This window comes from Streptomyces cupreus, assembly GCF_014257025.1.
In the GTDB taxonomy this organism is placed as follows: Bacteria; Actinomycetota; Actinomycetes; order Streptomycetales; family Streptomycetaceae; genus Streptomyces; species Streptomyces cupreus.
In genome coordinates, this window is the sequence record NZ_JACMSF010000002.1 from 317,979 (window position 1) to 334,156 (window position 16,178).

General features: G+C 69.2%; 11 protein-coding genes. 8 read left to right on the forward strand and 3 right to left on the reverse strand.

The features are described 5' to 3' along the window. Positions 1–2 precede the first annotated feature (2 nt). The 4 genes from H4N64_RS03230 to H4N64_RS03245 all read left to right on the forward strand — a co-directional run bounded on the left by H4N64_RS03230 (position 3) and on the right by H4N64_RS03245 (position 6,596). Positions 3–917, forward strand: a complete 915-nt coding sequence (locus tag H4N64_RS03230; RefSeq protein ID WP_186280527.1) for a carbohydrate ABC transporter permease — start codon at positions 3–5, stop codon at positions 915–917. Further along, on the forward strand, positions 914–1,741 hold the full coding sequence (locus H4N64_RS03235) for an ABC transporter permease subunit (protein WP_186280528.1): 828 nt from the start codon (positions 914–916) through the stop codon (positions 1,739–1,741). The genes H4N64_RS03230 and H4N64_RS03235 overlap by 4 nt, the downstream gene beginning before the upstream one ends. Before the next feature lie 48 nt (positions 1,742–1,789). After that, a complete protein-coding gene (locus H4N64_RS03240) occupies positions 1,790–4,138 on the forward strand; it encodes a glycoside hydrolase family 31 protein (RefSeq protein WP_186280529.1) in 2,349 nt (782 codons plus the stop codon). A gap of 796 nt (positions 4,139–4,934) precedes the next feature. Beyond that, on the forward strand, positions 4,935–6,596 hold the full coding sequence (locus H4N64_RS03245) for an N-6 DNA methylase (protein ID WP_186280530.1): 1,662 nt from the start codon (positions 4,935–4,937) through the stop codon (positions 6,594–6,596). Positions 6,597–6,624: 28 nt separating this feature from the next. Here H4N64_RS03245 and H4N64_RS03250 read toward each other — a convergent pair whose 3' ends face one another. Genes H4N64_RS03250 through H4N64_RS03260 form a run of 3 tightly spaced genes read right to left on the reverse strand, consistent with a single transcriptional unit; the run spans position 6,625 to position 11,826 of the window. After that, the gene (locus H4N64_RS03250; RefSeq protein WP_186280531.1) at positions 6,625–8,760 is read right to left on the reverse strand and encodes a UvrD-helicase domain-containing protein; all 2,136 of its coding nucleotides are present in this window, start codon (positions 8,758–8,760) and stop codon (positions 6,625–6,627) included. 40 nt (positions 8,761–8,800) lie between these two features. Beyond that, positions 8,801–10,012, reverse strand: a complete 1,212-nt coding sequence (locus H4N64_RS03255) for a 5-methylcytosine restriction system specificity protein McrC (RefSeq protein WP_186280532.1) — start codon at positions 10,010–10,012, stop codon at positions 8,801–8,803. Beyond that, on the reverse strand, positions 10,009–11,826 hold the full coding sequence (locus H4N64_RS03260) for a DUF4357 domain-containing protein (RefSeq protein ID WP_186280533.1): 1,818 nt from the start codon (positions 11,824–11,826) through the stop codon (positions 10,009–10,011). The genes H4N64_RS03255 and H4N64_RS03260 overlap by 4 nt, the downstream gene beginning before the upstream one ends. 99 nt (positions 11,827–11,925) lie before the next feature. Here H4N64_RS03260 and H4N64_RS03265 point away from each other — a divergent pair, with 99 nt between their 5' ends. The 4 genes from H4N64_RS03265 to H4N64_RS03280 all read left to right on the forward strand — a co-directional run bounded on the left by H4N64_RS03265 (position 11,926) and on the right by H4N64_RS03280 (position 16,136). Continuing rightward, positions 11,926–12,237, forward strand: a complete 312-nt coding sequence (locus tag H4N64_RS03265) for a calcium-binding protein (RefSeq protein WP_186280534.1) — start codon at positions 11,926–11,928, stop codon at positions 12,235–12,237. Between the two features lie 49 nt (positions 12,238–12,286). Continuing rightward, positions 12,287–13,513 (forward strand): hypothetical protein, encoded by a 1,227-nt coding sequence (locus H4N64_RS03270; protein WP_186280535.1) that lies wholly within the window; start codon positions 12,287–12,289, stop codon positions 13,511–13,513. 206 nt (positions 13,514–13,719) lie between these two features. Then, entirely contained in the window at positions 13,720–14,220 is a 501-nt protein-coding gene (locus tag H4N64_RS03275; RefSeq protein WP_186280536.1) for a hypothetical protein, read from the forward strand. A gap of 74 nt (positions 14,221–14,294) precedes the next feature. Continuing rightward, positions 14,295–16,136: a DUF262 domain-containing protein gene (locus H4N64_RS03280; RefSeq protein ID WP_186280537.1), complete on the forward strand. Its 1,842-nt coding sequence runs from the start codon at positions 14,295–14,297 to the stop codon at positions 16,134–16,136. The last annotated feature ends 42 nt before the right edge of the window (positions 16,137–16,178 follow it).

The following is a 16,178-nucleotide window of genomic DNA, read 5'->3' on the forward strand; positions in this document are numbered from 1 at the left end:
CGATGAGGCACCGCCGCGCCCCGTCCACGCACCGCCGACGCGCCGGCTACCTGTTCTGCCTCCCCGGAATGGCCTTCCTCGCGCTCTTCCTGGCCTACCCCCTGCTCTACAACATCTGGACGTCCGTCCACGACGTGGAGCTGAGCAGCCTGCTCGGCGGAGCCGAACGGTTCAACGGCCTCGAGAACTACCGGGCCGTGGTCGACGACGCGGCCTTCTGGCACTCCGTACGCCTCTCACTGATCTTCACCATCGGCTCGCTCGTCCTCCAGTTCATCCTCGGCTTCGCGCTGGCCCTGCTCTTCGTCCGCCCGTTCCCGCTCAACGGCCTGCTGCGCTCGCTGCTTCTGGTGGCCTGGCTGCTGCCCCCGGTGGTCAGCGGCACCCTCTTCCGCTGGCTGCTGGACGCGGAGTCCGGCGCCTACAACGCGCTTCTGCGGGCGGTCGGCCTGGGCTCCCTGTCCCACGACTGGCTCACCGACCCGTCCACCTCCTTGGCCGGCGTCGTGTTCGCCAACATCTGGGTCGGCGTGCCCTTCAACATGCTGCTGCTCCTGGTGGGCCTGCACACCATCGACCCGCAGCTGTACGAGGCGGCGGCCATCGACGGGGCGGGTGCTTGGCAGCGCTTGCGCCGGATCACGCTGCCGCTGATGCGGCCGGTGTCGGTGACCGTGCTGCTGCTCGGCCTCATCTACACCTTCAAGGTCTTCGACCTGATCTTCGTGATGACGGGCGGCGGTCCCGTGGACGCCACCCGGGTGCTCTCCCTCTACGTCTACGAGGTCTTCTTCAAGTTCTTCCGGTTCGGGCAGGGCGCCGCCGCGGGCCTGCTGCTGCTCGTCGTACCGCTGCTCACGGGCGTGTGGTACGTACGACGACTGCGCCGGGAGGAACCGGCAGGGGGGTCCGCGTGAAGCCACCCCGCCATCCCTGGCTGCTCACCGCGGTCGCCACCCTGATCACCGCGGCCTTCCTGCTGCCGGTGTACTGGATGGCCAAGACCAGCCTCACCCCGCCGGACCGGATCCTGACCCCGTCCCCGCAATGGGTGCCCGCACCGCTCACCGGCGAGAACTACTCGACGGCACTGGACTACGAGGGGCTTCCGCGGGCGCTGCTCAACAGCCTGGTGATCTCCAGTGGGGTCGTGGCGGTCACCCTGCTGCTGGGCGTCCCGCTCGCCTACGCCCTGGCCCGGGTCCCGATGCGGGGCTCGGGCGGCATGGTGCTCGCCCTCCTCGTCGCCCAGCTGCCGCCCGCCATCGTGCTGGCGGCACCCCTGTTCATCCTCGAACGCCGGGCGGGTCTCGACGACACATACGTGGGCCTGATCGCCGCCGACACGACCCTCACGCTTCCCTTCACCGTGATCGTGCTGCGTCCCGTACTGCGCAGCATCCCGCGTGAACTGGAGGAGGCTGCCCTGGTCGACGGGTGTGGACTGCTCGGCGTACTGCTGCGGGTCGTCCTGCCGCTCATGGTGCCGGGACTGGTCGCGGCGGCCGGGCTGGCCTTCCTGATCGGCTGGGGCGAGTTCCTCTTCGGCCTCACCCTCGCCGCCGGGCCCGACGTCCAGCCCGTCACCGTCCTGCTCAACGCGTTCGTCGGCCAGCACGGTACGTCGTGGGGCGCGCTGATGGCCACCGCCACTCTCATCAGCCTTCCGGTGGTCTGCGTCTTCGCCCTCTTCCAGCGCTTCATCGTCGGCGGGCTCACCGCCGGCAGTGTCCGGGGCTGACGATGCGTCCGCCGAAGAGCGCCATGCCCGAAAGCCGTCTGGAGAGCCATGCCCTCACCACTGCATCCCCGTGACCAGGCGTCCTTCGTGGCGCCGCCCCCGCCTCTGATCCCCGCCGGTCCCACCGCGCTCGACCCGGTTGTCACCGCCACCATCGTGCGGGCCGGCGCGGACGCCGCGGTTCTGGACGTGCGCACCGCCGCGGGACGCGCCGGCACCCTGCGTCTGCGGCCCACGACGGCACGATCAGTGCGGGTCACCCTCCGTATGGCGGGAGTGCCGACGGCACCGCGGGTCTCCGTCGTCGACGCGCCGGCCGGCGAACGCTGTCACACGGAGCGGGCGCCGAACGCCGTCGCACTCCAGCTCGACGCCCTGCGCGTGGAGGTCCGTCTGGCGCCCTTCTCCATGCAACTGACCGACTGTCAGGGTCACGTCCTGCGCCAGGCGACGGACGTACGGGGCCCGTCCGGGGACCTCACCGTGCTACCGCTGGGCGTCACCGAGCTCGCCGACGGCCGGCTCGCCCACCACGACAGCTGGATCACCGAACCCGACGAGCACTTCTACGGCCTCGGTGAACGCTTCACCGGCCCTGACCTGCGCGGTCAGTCGGTCGAGTGCTGGATCCAGGACGCCCAGGGTTCCACCGGAACCCGCTCCTACAAGGCGGTGCCCTACCTTCTCTCCAGCCGCGGCTACGCCGTCCTCGTGGACACCACGACGGCGGCGGTCTTCGACCTCGCGCACAGCAACACCGGCGCCTGGTCGATGACCGTCCCCGACGAGCTGCTCGACTACTACGTGATCACCGGCACCCCCGCCGAGTGCCTGGCCGTCTACCGCGACCTCACCGGCCCCGCCCTGCTGCCGCCCAAGTGGGCCTTCGGCCCGTGGATCTCCGGTGGTTTCCGCCAGGACACCGCGAACGAGGTCCGCGAACGCGCCCGCCGTATCCGCGAACACCGCTTCCCCTGCGACGTCCTGCACATCGACACGTACTGGCAGCCGCACGGCTCCTGGTCCGACATGCGCTGGGACACCGAGGCGTTCCCCCGACCGCGGGCGCTGGTGGAGGAATTGGGCGGGCAGGGTTTCCATGTCTCGCTCTGGATGAACCCGTACGTCGGGGTCGACAGCCCCTTCTACGGCGAGGCGGACCGGGCCGGCTGGTTCCTGCGCAGCACCTCCTCGGGCACGACCTGGGTCGGCCAGGTCTGGGGCGGCACACATCCGGACACCGCCGTGCTGGACCTCACTCATCCCGGGGCCGTCGACTGGTTCCGGGGCCGCATCCGCCAGGCCCTCGCGAGCGGCGCGTCCGTCCTCAAGACGGACTTCGGCGAGGCCGTCCCCGCCGACACGGTCGCCCACAACGGCATGACCGGCGACCGCCTGCACAACCTCTACCCCCTCCTCTACAACGACCTGGTCGCCGAGGTCACCCGGGAGGCCACCGCCGGCCATGGCCTGACCTGGGGCCGCTCCACCTGGACCGGCGGCCAGCGGCATGGCGCCAAGTGGACCGGCGACCCCGACGCCGGCTGGCCGGACCTGGCCTCGACGCTCCGCGCGGGCCTGTCCCTCTCCCTCTCCGGACACCCCTTCTGGAGCCATGACATCGGCGGCTTCCATGGCACTCCGGACGCCGAACTCTTCGTCCGCTGGGCCCAGTTCGGCCTGCTGTCACCACTGAGCCGATTCCACGGCATGACCTCCCGGCTGCCGTGGGACTTCGGCGAGGAGGCGTACGCGGCCGTCCTGCACGCGGCCCGCCTGCGCATGAGCCTCCTGGCCCACCTCTACTCGGCCGCCGTCGAGGCGGTCCGCACCGGCGAGCCCCTCGCCCGCCCCATGTTCCTGGACCACCCCGACCGGCCGGACGCCCACACCGCCGACCTCCAGTACCTGCTGGGCCCCGATCTGCTCGTCGCCCCGCTGTACGCGCCGGGAGGACGGCGACAGGTGTGGTTCCCTCCCGGAACCTGGCTGCCGTACCGAGGGGGCGCACCGGTCACCGGCCCGGCCTGGCACCACGTCGAACTCCCGCTCGCCACCGCACCGCTCTGGCTGCGCGTCGGCGCCCTCCTGCTCACCATGGCCTCAGCCGACCGCGCGGGCAGTGCCCCCTTCCGCGAGGTGACGGCCGTCTGGGTGCACCCACAGGCCGCGGCCTCCCGTACGGCTCGGACGGTCCTGCATGACGAGGGCGGCGCCCGTGCCGTCATCAGCGCAGACCTGTCCGACGGCGACCTCCTGACGGCCCGCACCGAGGGCGGCGGGCCTCGACTGCGCATCGCCGTGGGCGGGTTGCCGCACAGCGCGTCGACGGCCCTGACGGCTGTGGTGAACGGCGAGCCGACGGAGGTGGAGGCATGGCCGGGAACCGATTGGTGACAGCGGCAGCCTGCCGGTGTCGCCCGCGACGTGCCGCTAGCGGCCCTTGATCTCGATGCCGGGAGCCGGCGTCAGGACCGGAACCCGCATCCCCGGCCACCCGCGTTCGCCGCCCCAACGTGACGTGACCGGGATCTCGATGCGGCTCGGGGGTGCAGGTCCATACTCTGGCTGTCGGTCGCGGGTGAGGCGGAAGGACATGAGCGGTCTTCGATGCCTGACTGGCGAACCCGTCAGCGAACTCGGCAAGCGGTCGGTGTAAACCCTCAACGGGTGGCGAGCGTTGTCCGGCGGACGAGCCGTTGTAAGCTGAGAAAACAGCCCTTGACCTGCAAAAACGCAGGCAGGGAGCCTAGATCCGGGAGTGCCTCGATGCTTCGCACCATGTTCAAGTCCAAGATCTAGCACCTGGACGTTTGTGCAGGTCAGGGCCCTGTTGGCTCACCTCGGGTCAGCAAAACGGTCAGCATGTGTCGCAGTCGAGTCCCCGCTTGCTGACCGCCCGCCCGCTGTGTGGGCGCGAGTGTCTGATTACTGACGTGCGCTCGGAACGTTCGACATGTGGCCCGATAGCTCGCCCGCGGCATGGGGTCCTCCTTCGAGGACTACGACTGCGCCAGGCCGACCCGTTGCCCTTGCTCGAACTCGTACGCGACTCGGTTCAGGGCCTTCTCGAGAAGCAGCGTGAAGAGCGGCATCTCCATGAGGGATCCCAGGCGGCAGACATAGGTATGTGTACACTGTCAACGCACTCTCTTGATTGATGGAGCCATAGGACCCGTGTACGGTGACGCGCATGGCAGACCATCCCGCCCCGCCAGTCGGTGGACCGCTTGTCACCGGCTCCGAGATCGCCCGGCTCGCTGGTGTCACGCGTGCCGCAGTCTCCAACTGGAGGCGGCGGTACGAGGACTTTCCCGCGCCCGCAGGCGGCGGTGCGAACAGTCCGCTGTTCGACCTGGCCGCGGTGCAGGCGTGGCTGGACAAACAGCGCAAGGGGCAGGACGTCTCGGAGGAGGTGCAGCTGTGGCAGGCCCTGCGAGCGGCCTACGGCGACGAGATGATCGGCGGGCTCGCCGATGTCGCCCAGCTGCTCGCCGGTGCCGAGGGCGAGGCCCCGGAAGCTCTGCCAACGGATGCCGTTCGACTGGCGCGGAAGCTCGGCAACAGTGGATCACCCGGTGACGTGTTGAGCGCGCTTACCGAGCGCTTCACCGACTCAGTGCGCCGGGCCGGGTCCGACCAGGTCACATCACCGCGCATCGTCCATGCGGTGCGGCACTTTGCAGGCGAGGTGCCTGCTGATGCGACCCTCTTCGATCCGGCGTGCGGTATCGGAACGCTCCTGTTGACTGTCGGACCCGAGCTCGGGCCAAAGCGCTATGGTCAGGAGGCCGACGCCCGCAGTGCTCGATTCGCGCAGCTGCGAGCCGATCTCACGGGACGCACCGGCGTCGACATCCTCACCGGAGATTCCCTGCGCGACGACCACTGGCCGGACCTCAAGGCCGATCTCGTCGTCTGCGATCCGCCCGTCGGTGGCACCGACTGGGGACGCGAGGACCTGCTCCTCGACCCCCGGTGGGAGCTCGGCACACCCTCGCGTGCCGAAGGCGAACTCGCCTGGCTGCAACACGCCTACGCGCACACCGGTCCGGGCGGGCGCGTCCTCTTGGTCATGCCCGCCTCGGTCGCCTACCGAAAGGCCGGCCGCCGTATCCGGGCCGAGCTCGTGCGCCGCGGCATCCTCACGCACGTCATCGCACTACCACCTGGGAGCGCTGCCTCGCATGCCCTCCCCGTGCACCTCTGGCATTTGCGTCGCCCGCAGTCCCCGGATGATGCCGTCGCCAGGGTGCGCATGGTCGACCTTACGGCGAACGATCTGGACGGCCCGCTGGAGCCAGGGCCCGACCAGACGGCGGACGTACCCCTGATCGAACTCCTCGACGACGCCGTGGATCTCACTCCCGGCCGTCACGTCGAGGAGTCCCACCGCGACTACGCGACCGAGTACCGGGCTCTGCGGCAGGAGTTGGCCGAGCAGGTGCGGCTGCTGGCCGACCTGCTGCCGACCTTGATGGGGGGCGTCGGCTCCAGCGCCCTGGAGGGGCCGTCCGTCAGTGTCGCCGACCTCGCGCGTGCCGGGCTGGTCGAGTACGGCGATCCGGAGCCGGTTTCGGCGAGCGATCAGCTCGACACCGACTATCTCCAGGGTTTTCTGCGCAGCGCGGCGAACACCCGCCGGTCCACAAGCGCCAGCGGCACCTACCGGCTCGACGGCAAGGGCGCCCGCATCCCGCAGATGGACATCGCCGAACAGCGTCGCTACGGGGCAGCGTTCCGCGCACTGCAGGAGTTCGAGGAGCGGGCGCGGAAGGTGGCCGAACTCAGCAAGCAGGCAGCGTCGCTGGCACGGGACGGGCTCGGCAACGGGGCGCTTACACCAGGGGATTGACGGGCAGTCACGTCATCGGAGCGGTACGTCACTTCGCCTGCGGAACGAATGGACTGGCCGATCCGCTCCACGACACCGCCAGCGCCTCCCGCGCCCGTGTGCAGGCCACGAACAGCAGACACCGCTCCCGGAGCAGGTCCGAGTCGTGCTGCAGCGCATCCACGGAGGCCGGCGTCACTTCGCGGGCGAAGGGGAGCGCGCTCGCCGTCGCTCCGAGGACGGCGACGCAGCGGAACTCCAGTCCCTTCATGGCGTGCATCGTGGCCAGCCGTACGCCCTCCGCATCCGGTCCCGGATTGTCTCTGACCCGGACCACCGGCACCCGGGCCGCGGCCAGCTTGTCGTACGCCTTGTCGAGCAGCACGTTGAAGCGGGCGCACACGCCAATCTCCGACGGCCGGATGCCCTGCGCGATCCAAGCCTCGACGCGTTCGACGAGCGCCGCGATCTCCGCCTGCTCCGAGGCGTACCCGTCCACGTGCGGTCTGCGGCCGTGCAGGAGCGACCGGTAACCCGCCAGGGTGTCGCTGCCCTCGCCGCCCAGGTCGTCGACCGACACCGGGCTGAGGATGCCTGTCGACCAGGCGAGGATCTCCTCCGTGCTGCGGTAGTTGATGCGCAGGCGGTGCGTGCGCCCGGCCACCGAGATACCGAGCGAACCGAGTGAGACCTTCGAGTCGTAGATCCGCTGGTGCGGGTCGCCGGTGATGAACAGGTCATCGCTGCCGGGCGCCACCGCGCCACGTAGGACGCGCCACTGGGCCGGGTGCAGATCCTGTGCCTCGTCGACCACGACGTGGTCGTGCGTGGGTGAGGAAGCCGCCAGGAGCTCGGCCGCGCGGGCGCACACCTTGAGGTGGGTAGTGGACTTCCGGTCGCGGAGCATGCACTCGAACAGCTCGACGGCGGGCCACAGTTGCTCCCGCTTGGTCGGCGACAGTGCGCTTCCGCGACCGCGCCGGGAGGCCGCGCGGTAGTCGTCCAGGCTGCGCAGGTCCTGGGCGAGGACGACGTGGCGGTACTCCTGGGCCAGGAACTGCTCCGTCCATGGCAGGCCGAGCTTCTTGACGACCCGCTGCCACACCTGCCGCTCCTCCCGGTCGCCGATCGGGGAGGGCGCCCGGCCGTCGAGACGGGTCACGATGCCGTGCGCGTAGGCATTGACCGTGGTCACCTCGACACGGGTGAGCAGCGACTCGTCGTCGTCCAGGAGAGCGGTCAGGTTTTCCCGCAACGACGCGGCCAGGGCATTGGTGAACGTGGTGAGCAGCACGCGGGCGTCCGGGGAGCGGGTGAGCAGGTGCTTGACCCTGTGCAGTGCCGCGACCGTCTTGCCGGTCCCCGGGCCGCCGGTGACCTGCACCGGGCCGCCGTACGACACCCGGTAGGCGACACGGCGCTGCGAGGGGTGCAGGAATACCCGCCAGGCCGCGAACGGCTTCTCCAGGATGTCGGCGAGCTCCTCCGGGCCGGTGACCAGGGTGATGCGGCTCGTGGTGTTGGCGATGACGACGGCCAGGCTCTCATCCGGGTCGGGCCCCGCATCGACGGGCCGCCGGACGGCGACCACGTCCCGGTACACCTCCTCGGGGCTAAACCCCTCGGCCAGATACTGCAACACCTCGCACTGGTCCTCCGGCAGCAGTGTCTCGAAGGCCCGTAGCTGCGCCTTGTCGAGGATGGTCCGCACCGCCCTGAGTACCTGGTCGTCGATGCCGAGTTCGCGCAGCACCGTGTCCGAGTACTTCGCGAAGAGCAGCGAGTCGGCGACCGCGGCGGCCTTCTCCAGGGCCGGGGTCAGCTGTTCGATCGCCGCGACGTTGCGGACCTCCAGCGCCCGGGTCGCGGAGTTCGTCGTGTACAGCCGCTTCGCGGCCCAGGTGTAGGCGTCGTCGTGGGGGACGACGTTGACGAGCAGGAAGACGTCACTGCCGTCGTCCGGGGCGAGGACGACGCCCCGCCAGAAGTCGTTGATGCGGATGGTCCGCATGCGTGGGTCGCGGGCGTTCTCCACGGACTCCAGGTGCAGCCCCTTGTCCGCCTGCAGTTCGGGTACGGTGAGCTGCTGGAACTTCTGCATCGCCTTGCGCACACCGGCTTTGACGGGCCGCTCCAGGACGTCGTAGCTCTCCCAGAAGCTGTTGGCGAACGCGAGCTGCGGCACGAGGCGCACTCCCCACCCTGAACGGACACTCCGCAGTCGATCATACGCGCGGGGTGCTCACCAGACTGGCGGCCACCTTCTTCACATCCGAGAGCAGCCCGGAGGGTTCCTGGTCGAGGTCGAGGGCGTGCTGGTGGATGACGACGCCCGCGTGCCGCACCCTGTGGGCCGCGTGCGGCGCGTTGCCCTTGGCGTACACCAGGTGGCCTTCGCGCAGGCCCAGGGCGGTGCAGTACGCGAGCATCTGGTAGAGGTCGGCGTCTGGAAAACCGTCCCGCTTCTCGGCCTTGTACTTGGCGTCCACCACGGCGCACGGGGCGCCGTTCGGCCCGTACAGCACGAAATCGGGCTTCATGCGGATCGCGGCCGCCTCGTCGAGGTGATGCGGATCCTGGAGCCGCGCCGAGTGCCCGAGGCTACGGCATGCCTCACGCAGTGCCACGGTCACGAAGTCCTCGAAGAGCTTGTTCATGTCGAACAGGAACGCGTCGACGCGCAGTCCGCCGGGCGCGTGCTCGACGGAGGCGTTCTCCAGGACGGTACGGGCGAGATGCAGGGCGTGCTGGTAGCGCGAGTTGAGTCGGTTCGGTTGCCAGGCAGGCAGCGGCCGACCGCGCACGATCACCGTGACATCGGCCAGGCGGGCACGCTGGTGGAGCAGCCCGCGACGCACATCGTGGGGTACGCCGGGCAGCCGCAGAAGGCGCTCGACGGCGGCGCGCAGCAGGCGGTTCTCCGCGATGTCGGTGGTGAACTCGTCGTACGTCACCTCCACCGGCAGCGTCGCTCCGAACCGCCGCCGTATCTGCTCGGCTTCCCGGATGCGACCCCGGACGACCAGGGACGTCGCCTCGGTCACCAGATATCCCTGGAGGAGCCCTTGCCGCAGGGCGCGGTCGATCTGCCGCTCCACGGCATGGGCGAGTGCGGGAAGCAGATCGTGGTGTTCGGCGACGTCGACCTCCCCCTCTCGCCAGCCGCCCTTCGGGTCGAGGCTGTACCCGAGGAGGAAGAACAGGCGGGCGACGGGGACCTTGGGGGTGACGCGTACGGTGATCGGCTGGTCATTCCCTGGCACCGCGACCGCCACGGCGCCGACCTTGCTGCCGGCCCGCAGTGACCAGTGCCCCGAGACGTACGGATCAGGAGCCGCGTCGACGATGTCCCCGGCCGCCAGCGCGCGTCCGACAGTGTCCGGCAGGGCGACGCCCATGGCCGGTGCGTGCTCGACGAGTTCGACGACCTGGGTCACCCCAACGACTCCCGCAAGGCGGCGAGCCCGTACCGCTTCTCGACGTCCACGCCCTCCCCGTAGTGGTACTCCTCGAGCAGCGGCAGGATCTTGGTCCGCCACGTCCGCTCGAGACCACCCTCCCGATAGACACCCCTCTTCATCAGATACGAGGGCCCGATGCGGAAGTCGGCGTCGTCGATACGGGAGTTGAGTGCGTCGAGCAGATCAGCCGGCTCGGCATCGCGGCCTTCGCGCGTGAGCCAGCGGCGCAGCAGCCCGCTCGTCGGCTCGGTGCGCGGGGACAGCTCGACGAAGGCGAAGCGGCGGCGCATCGCCGCGTCGACGAGGGCGATCGACCGGTCGGCGGTGTTCATGGTGCCGATCACGAAGAGGTTGGGCGGCAGCGCGAAGTCATCGCCGGAGTACGTCAGCCGAACCGACTTGTTGCGGTACTCCAGCAGGAAGTACAACTCGCCGAAGACCTTCGCCAGGTTGGCGCGGTTGATCTCGTCGATGATCAGGAAGTGCGGGATGTGCCGGTTGCCCTCGCGGGAGGCGAGGTCGGCGAGTTCGCGCAGCGGCCCGGCAGTGAGCCGGAAGGCGACCTCCCGCGTCTCCGGGTCCTCCTGTGGCCGGAAGCCCTCGAAGAAGTCCTCGTACGCGTAGGAGGGATGGAACTGCACGAGCTTGACCTGCTCCGGGCCCCCACCCAGGAACTCCGCTAGCTTCAGCCCGAGGTACGTCTTTCCGGTGCCGGGCGGCCCGTACAGCACAAGCTGCCGCTCGTCCCACAGCAGATCTCGAACCTCGCGCAGCCATTCCACGTCATGTACGAGGAGTTCGGCGGCCAGCTCGTCCGTCGGCTCGGGCAGTTCGAGCTCGCGGCGGGCGGTGAGTGCGGCGAGTTCGATGCTGGGATCCCGTTCTATGGCCTCGGCTTCCTCGGCCAGCTCCTGATCGCTCAGGCCCAGACCCTCGACGAGGGCCTGGACGGACGACAGGTCGACGACGTCGTGCTGGACGGACAGCCTCTGCTGCAGTTCCTCGGGCAGTTCGTCATACGGATGGCCTTCGGGCTGCCACTCCACGGGCCGGCGCAGGTTGGACCGCCGGTCCTCGGACTCCGTCTGTTCCACTTCACCGGTGATCTCCCCGACGTACAGGCTCCCATCGGAGATGGTGCAGACCGTGTCGCCGGGCTTCATGCGCGACAGGAACGCGTGGAACTCTTCCACCAGCTGTTGCTTCTGGCTGTAGGTGGCCGTGGACTCGTAGTCCTCCTGGACCAGTGCGCGCAGCTGGTCCTTGCTGATGCCCTGCCCGACACCCTGCCGCAGCCGCGACGCGGCGAGGGTGACCCGCCCTTCGGACAGCCACAGCCGCTGGACGAGGTCCAGCCCGCTGACGTTCGAACCACGCACCAGCCACGGGCGGTTCGGGCCGGGCCAGGTCCCCGGCATGAAGTCGGCGAGGGGCCGGCCGTCCTCGGCTTTCCAGTCGACCCAGCCGTTCGGGTTGCGCCCCGTCAGCACCGCCGCCGCTCTCGACGGGGAACCGAAGGTGATCGCTTCCGTCGTCTCCAGCCAACCGGGCCACTTCTCGGACGGCCCGATCCGTCCCTCCCGCATCAGCTCCTCACGCTGCCGGTGCGCGGCCGCTGCCCGGCCGGCGAACGATGGCACGACCTCGGGCCGCACGGGCTGGCCGGCATCCACGACGAAGCTGCGGCTGCCGTTGTCGCCCACCTCATCCGTAGGGCGCCCTTGGGCGACCGGCCCGCCGTTGGGCAGCCGCAGATAGAACTCCGGGTATCCCAGACCGTCGTCGGCCATGGTCACCACTCCCCCCACACCGCGCAGAAGATCCACCAAGAACGATAGGGCCCTCCTCAGACAACGGCGAGTGCCGACGTGGGTCGTTAGTGTTGCCCCATGAGCGCGTTGGACAAGGCCGAGCTCGCGGCCATGATCGAAGAGGCGACTGTTGACGCCTACAACGAGGACGAGCAGCTGACCGGCCTATTCACCATGCTTGAGGAGCACCTCGACCTGCCCTTCACCACCGTGGTTCTCGGCGTCGAGGTGACCGTGGGCGGCATCGATCTCACGCTGGACGGGAGGATCGTCGTCCTGTGCTCTCACGGCGGCATGCGGCAGTCGATCGGAATCCTGGATCTGCCGTTGCCCAGCCCGGCGCCCGAGGGCGCGCAGTGGATCGAGGCGTACCGTCACTGGGCCGGTTGAGGCCGGGCACTCGCACGCACGCGAAAGCGGTTGTGTGAAAGGGCTGAAAATGACTGACGCCGAACAGGGCACGCATCAGGAAGCCGGCGAACGGTCGCTGACCGACCTCATCGAGCGCAGTGCCGAGTTGAAGGGGCAGCTGGTCGCCTTCGGGCAGAGTTCCCGCTTCGACCGGTGGTTGACGCCCCTCCTGCTGGAGGCCGCAGGGCCCGAGCGGCAGCTGGACGAGGGCGAGGCGATCCGGATCGTCGACCACTTCATCCTGCGGTACCGGCTGCCGGACGGTTCGACCGTGGTGGACCGGTTCGTCGCCGGACGGACGGACTTGACCGCGGTCGACCGGGACATGCTGCTCGGCTGGCGTGACCCGGTCGAGGGCATCTTCGAGATCCAGCGCAAGGAAAAGGATGCCATCGTTCTGCTGAACCTGGTCGACGACCTGGAGTACCGCACGTACTCGAACGTCGGGCGGGCGGCGTTCCGCGGAGTGTCCAAGGGGGACTTCCTCCACACCTGCCTGGTACCCGTCCACGCGGCCGACGGGGCGTGGCTGGTGTCCGGGGCGATGTCGAGCTACCCCAAGTCCAGCGCGACCGAGATCGCCCAGGCCGCTCTCCAACTGGCCACCACCCGACCCGAACTGGTCTTCCGCAACCCCCAGAAGATCGAGCAGGGATGGCAGACGATGCGGGAGGACCGGGCCGCGTTCGTCGAGTTCTGCGGCGGCGACGAACTGGTCCTTCCGCCTGCCGAAGTCGAGGACCTCCTCAACGCCTACTACCGCCACCGCCAAGAGGCCGCCGTCGCCGGACGGCCCGACCGCGCCCAGGGCAGACGGCTGCCCGGCCTGGACCTGCCCTTCTTCGAGTTGCCGCCGGAACTGGCGGGCTCGGACACCATCGGTGTCATCTACGACCAGGTCGACGGGCTCAACTTCTACGCGGACTACGGAATGCTGCGAGACCTCTTCGCGGACCCGGCGCTCGCGGGTCGCAGGCAGCACCAGGACCTGCTGCGCACGTACCTGCGCGAGGAGTCGATCGGACCGCTGCCGATCCGCCGACTGGCTGCCGCGTACCCGGAGACAGCCGACACCGTGTTCCGAAAGCTGCTGCGGAAGCCCGGATTCACCTGGAGCGAGCACGGCGAGGCGCTGCTGCGCCGACGCAAGCCCTGGTACTACGCAACCGAGCCCCGCCCTGGTGTCTCCGTCATCGGCGACCGCCTCAGTGCGCTTGCCGCCGGCCGTCGACAGTCACCGTTCACACGACCGTGAGCGCTGCGCGACACCGGTCGGTGCAGACAGTGAGGCGGCAGGCGCCGGCGGTTGTGCCGGGCGGGCCCGTCTGTGAGACGGCTGCCGGGGCCGAAGCCCCGGCCCGGGGCCCGGCTGCGGTCAGCATCACCAGGTCACCGCGCGTGATACGGAGGCGTGGAGCCGCAGGCGCGCCCGGCGGCCCGACCCCGGCTATCGTGATCGGCATGCCGTCCACGCACCTGCTGATCATCGGAGACCGGGCCGCCCTGAGCTGGGTGGTGACCGAGCAGCGGATGGCGTTCCCGGCGGGGCGGTCCACGGCGGCCCGTGCTCTGGAGGAGGGCGACGAGGTCTTCCTCTACACCACTCGAACCTGCTTCCGGAACCCTACGCGCGACCTGGGACGTGTCGTCGGCCGGGCTTTGGTTGCCAGTCCCGTGCGGGTCCTGGACGAGCCGGTCGTCTTCGGAGAGCGCGCGTTCACCGAGGGCTGCCGCTTGGAGGTGTCCGGCCTGGCCAGCTTCCGCGAGGGGCTGGTCCTGCGCGACATGGTTCCGCGGCTGTCGGTCTTCCCCGACCCGGCCACGTGGAGCGCCCGCATGCGACGGGCGTCGCTGACGCTGCCGCCTCGCGATGCCGACCTCGTGCGCACCGAGCTGAAGCCGTTGTTGCGGCCGTACGGCGAGGTCCGCGACGACTACCGGTGGGAGCCTGCGTCGCTCTGATCGTCGCCGTTCGCTGCGGGCCCCGACCGGGGGCGATACGGTGTGGACGAAGTCTGAGTCCGGTGGGGGGACGCATGTCATTCCAGACGCCGATCACGATCGCGAGCGCGCTGGAGAGAATCCATCGCCGTGAGTACGTGCTTCCGGCGATCCAGCGGGAGTTCGTCTGGTCACGCGACAAGATCACTCGGCTGTTCGACAGCCTGATGCGTGGCTATCCGATCGGCTCCTTCCTCATGTGGCAGGTCCAGGAGGGCAACTCCGGCCGCTTCACCTTCTACGACTTCATGCGCGACTACCACGAGCGCGACAACGCCCACTGCGCGCCGACGGGCCCCCTCGGCAGCCGGGCGGTCACGGCGATCCTGGACGGCCAACAGCGGCTGACGGCCCTGAACATCGGCCTGTACGGGTCGTTCACCGCCAAGCTCCCGCGCATGTGGGCGAACAACCCCCTCGCCTACCCGAAGAAGTTCCTGTACGTGGATCTCCTGAATCGAGGGCAGGACGACGACCTGGGAGTCGAGTACGACTTCCGGTTCCTCGCGCCGGAGGAGGCCACGGCGGGGACCGAGAGCGGAGACGCTCACTGGTACCGCGTCCAGGACGTGCGCGAAGTGCGCACCGTCCGGGACGCCGTCCGCACGCTTCAGCACCGTGGGATCGTAGACAACGACACGGCCGGCGACGTGCTGAGCCGTCTCCAGGAAGTTGTCCACGTCACCCCGACCGTGAACTTCTTCTTGGAAGAAGCGCAGGAGCTGGACAAGGTCCTCAACATCTTCATCCGGGTCAACTCGGGCGGGGCGGTTCTCTCCTACTCCGATCTGCTGCTGTCGGTCGCCACCGCGCAGTGGGGTGAGCGTGACGCCAGGGAGACCATCCACCGGCTCGTCGACGAGCTGAACGCAGTCGGCCAGGGATTCGCCTTCAGCAAGGACCTCATCCTCAAGACGGGTCTGGTGCTGCTCGGCAAGGGGGACATCCGCTTCAAGGTCGACAACTTCGACCGCGAGACCATGACCAACCTGGAGAAGCACTGGTCCGACATCGAGGGCGCCCTGCGTCTCGGCGTGGCATTGCTGGCCGACTTCGGGTTCTCCGGTGTCACGCTCACGGCCAACAGTGTGCTGATCCCGCTGGCTTACCACCTCCATCACCGCAACCTGGGTGAGAACTACCGCACTTCGGACGCTTCCCGAGACGATCGCGCGGCGATCCGCCGCTGGCTCCAGCGCTCGCTCATGAAGTCCGGCGTGTGGGGCAGCGGTCTCGACCGGCTGCTCACCGGCCTGCGCACGACTCTGGAGAAGGAGGGCGGCCACGGCTGGCCGACCGAGGCCATCGAACGTGAGATGGCCCGACAGGGCAAGTCGCTGCGCTTCGAGCCGGCCGAGATCGACGATCTCCTGGACCTCAAGTACGGATCGAAGCGGCTGTTCCCGATGCTGGCGATGCTGTACCCCGGGGTCGACACCCGTGACCACTTCCACGAGGACCACATCTTCCCGCGCAGTCTCCTGCGGTCACGGGCCAAGCTGCGCAAGACCGGTGTACCCGAGGACGCGCTCCCGCTGATCGAGGACCGCGCGGACAGGGCAGCCAACCTGCAACTCCTCAGAGGAGGCGAGAACACCTCCAAGCAGGCCTCTCTGCCGGCCGACTGGCTTCGGAAGCACTTCCGGTCGGACGCCGAGCGGGAAAGCTGGCTGCGGGAGTTCGACGCCATCGACCTGCCAGAGGACGTGACGGGGTTCCTGGAGTTCTACGACGTACGCCGGGAGCGCATGCGACAGCGCCTCGTGGCCCTTCTGGACGTGCACACCCACACAGACCAGGGCCCGGCCGCCGTTGCGTTGGGGGCTGGGCAGACGGTTCCGGACGATGAACCCGATCCGGGGAACGAGGGGCTGTAGGGCCAGGGGAGAACGGGACCGCTCTCCCGGCTGGTGAGCCGG